Consider the following 3,187-nt stretch of genomic DNA (forward strand, 5'->3'; position numbering starts at 1 on the left):
GGCCTACAGCATATCCGGCCCGGCCCGGCCCGGCCCACCGCGCCGGTGCCGAATCAATGTCGATTCGGACCCGGCGCGGCATTGATTCGAGCCCGGCGCGGGAACGATTCAATTCCAGCGCGACACTGGGAGAAACGTGACGACGGGGCGGTGGAAACCGGCGCCTATTCGGTTTCCTTCCACGCGGCGGCGGTGATCTCACGGGTCTGGCCCAGCAGCGCGGGCAGCACTTTCGTACCGCCCACGACCGGCATGAAGTTGGTGTCACCACCCCAGCGCGGTACGACGTGCTGGTGGACGTGTTCGGCGATACCGGCACCCGCGACGACACCGAGGTTCATTCCGACGTTGAAACCGTGCGCGCCGCTCGCCCGCCGCAGCGCCCGCAGCGCATGCTGGGTGAACAGGGCCATCTCGGTGGTTTCGCCGTCCACGAGGTCGACATAGTCCGGAATGTGCCGGTATGGCACAACCATGAGATGCCCGGAATTGTACGGGTAGAGGTTGAGGACGGCGTACACGGTCTCGCCTCTCGCGACGACCAGGCCGTCCTCGTCCGACAGGGACGGGATCTCGCAGAACGGACACTCCTGGCCGGCAGGCCGCTCCCCCTTGATATACGCCATCCGGTGCGGTGTGTAGAGCCGGCGGAACGCGTCCGGGCTGCCGACACCAGCCTGCAGCTCAAGGGGAACACCCTCCGGCGTGGTCGGCGTCACGTCCACGAACTGCTCGTTCCTACGGTACTTCCGGGCAACGCAATGTTGCCGGGCGGCGGAGTGTTCCCGGGCGGCGGAGTCGCAGACCTAGGACCACCCTGGTGGCGTGTCACTGGCGGGGCCTCCCGATACGTCCGGAAGCTGGCTGGGTACGTGGGCCGACCAGGCTGGAGACGGCGCATCCACCAGCACCACCATCGCGGCCCGCGCGCTGATGTACATCTACCTACTCCGACCCGGGCATCACGTCAAAACGCCGCTACGATCCGGGATGCCTGGTTGGACACTGCATCACCAGCCTTGGGATGCACACAGGCACCAGCCGCAGATGACTACTCCAGTCAGTCGCTTCGCGATCCCGCATTATGATCGTCAACCTTCCGGTCGACCATAGGAGAGGTTGACGACGTGGGGGGGTCGCCGTCAACCTCTCCCCGGTAGCGTAAGCCGTTTCGAACCACGGCGCCCGTACTATGACCAGAATCATTCAGCGTGTCGCTGCCGGGACAGACCGTCATACCTGGCTCAGGACGTACCTGTTGCCGACCGAGGAACCACGGCGGGGTCAGTAGGAGTTGTCCCCACAGTGACCCGGGGAACTGCGCCTCCCGGACCTGCCAGATCGGCTTCCGGACCCTGGCTACGCCAGGAACCCCGGTCGCGAAAGAAACATGATCGCGTCGCCTTCGGCTCTCCGGACGCACGTCTTCCCCCGCGTCCGGGTCCTGCTGCCGGATGCGTGCCGCGACCCAGCCATGACGGATGCTGTGCTCCAACCCGCCGAACCGGGAGTAGACGATGACATCATCCCAGGCCAGAGCCGTCGACAACCCGGCCGGGAGCGCGCGCCAGGCAAGGACGGACGGCACGGCCAACGGTGCGGCCCTCCGGCGGAGCCCGCACCCTCCGGGCCCGACCGGGCAGCCGCTACGTACCGCGTATGCGTTTCTGACCAACCCGCTTGACCTGCTCACCAGACTGCGCCATGAATACGGTCCGATCGTGCGCGTCCCCCTGGGCCGCAGCGCCGTCTACCTGATCAATGACCCGGCCGCGGTGCAGGAGGTCCTGGTGAATTCCCAGCGGGCCTTTGCCAAGGGTATTCATAGAAAACGGATGCCGGTCAACGAGGGGATACAGCCGCTGGCCCTTCTGCTGGGTTCAGGTCTTCTCACCAGCGCCGGCGAGTTGCACCGGATTCGCCGGCGACTCATACAACCGCTGTTCCACCGTCAGCGCATCTCCGCGTACGGCAGTACATTCGCCACGCTGGCTGAAGAAACCGCCTCCAGGTGGTCCGACGGAAAACAGCTGGATATCCACGCGGAAATATCCGAGCTGACCCTCGGAATCGTCACAAGGACCGTCCTCGACCTGCCCCTGGACAGCGATGTCGTGGCGACGGTGCGGCGGGCGATCGCGGCGAACATGGGCGTGTCACGTCGAGTAATCATCCCAGGCGGCCGGCACCTGGAGAAAATACCGCTGCCCACGACGCTGCGAGCCCGCAGTTCCCGCGCCGACCTCGACCGGCTGATCCGGGAAATGATCGCCGACCGTCGACGCAGTACGGTCGACGGCAACGACCTGCTGTCGCTGCTGCTGGCGGCCCGCGACGCCGACACCGGCGCACCCCTGGATGACGACGCCGTACGCGACGAAGCACTGACGATCCTGCTCGCCGGTCACGAGACCACCGCGAACGCGCTCAGCTGGGCCTTCCATCTGCTCGGCAATGCCCCGCAGGTACGCGAAACCCTGCACGCCGAGCTCGACGAGGTTCTCGGCGACCGACTTCCCAGCCTGGACGACCTGCCCCGCCTTCCCTACACGCAGGCGGTGTTCACCGAGTCGCTGCGGCTGTACCCGGCAGTCTGGATCATGTTCCGGCGAACGCTGGTGGATCACAATCTCGGCGGCTACGACATCCCCGCGGGTTCGACGGTGCTGGTCAGCCAGTGGGTCATGCATCGCGATCCCGAGTACTGGCCCGATCCCGACGGGTTCGTACCGCAACGATGGCTGGAGCCGTCCACAACCGCGCCCCCGGCAACCGGACCAACGGCGTCCGCTGCGGCGACGTCCACAGGACCAGGATCCGCGGTCACCCGGCCGAAGTACGCGTTCTTCCCGTTCGGGGGCGGTACCCGTCAGTGCATCGGCAACACGTTCGCCGAGCTCGAGGCCGCGATAGTACTGGCCACGATCTGCCGTCGCTGGCGCCTGGACCCCGTTGCGGGTGCACCGGTAGTCCCACTCCCCCGAGTCACGTTGCGCCCCCGCCTCGGAGTACCGATGATCGCCCATCGCCGCGACCCCTGACACCCACAATCAAACACCGGGCCCAGGGGTCGTCCCCCGCCATAGGAACGTGGGGGTCCGGGGGGCTCGGCCCCCCGGTAGACATCGCGGCCCCGGCGAAGCCGACCACAGGTCAGCAAGCAGGCGAAACCAGCCTCACTCCCACC

General features: G+C 66.7%; 2 protein-coding genes. One reads left to right on the forward strand and one right to left on the reverse strand.

Annotated features, from left to right (window positions below):
* Positions 1–164: 164 nt before the first annotated feature.
* Complete coding sequence (locus tag DD1DGNOD_RS16070; RefSeq protein WP_131767206.1) at positions 165–725, reverse strand: HIT family protein; 561 nt, start codon at positions 723–725, stop codon at positions 165–167.
* A gap of 792 nt (positions 726–1,517) precedes the next feature.
* Here DD1DGNOD_RS16070 and DD1DGNOD_RS16075 point away from each other — a divergent pair.
* On the forward strand, positions 1,518–3,041 hold the full coding sequence (locus DD1DGNOD_RS16075; RefSeq protein WP_131767207.1) for a cytochrome P450: 1,524 nt from the start codon (positions 1,518–1,520) through the stop codon (positions 3,039–3,041).
* Positions 3,042–3,187 lie beyond the last annotated feature (146 nt).

This window comes from Candidatus Protofrankia californiensis (assembly GCF_900634765.1).
Lineage (GTDB): Bacteria > Actinomycetota > Actinomycetes > Frankiales > Frankiaceae > Protofrankia > Protofrankia californiensis.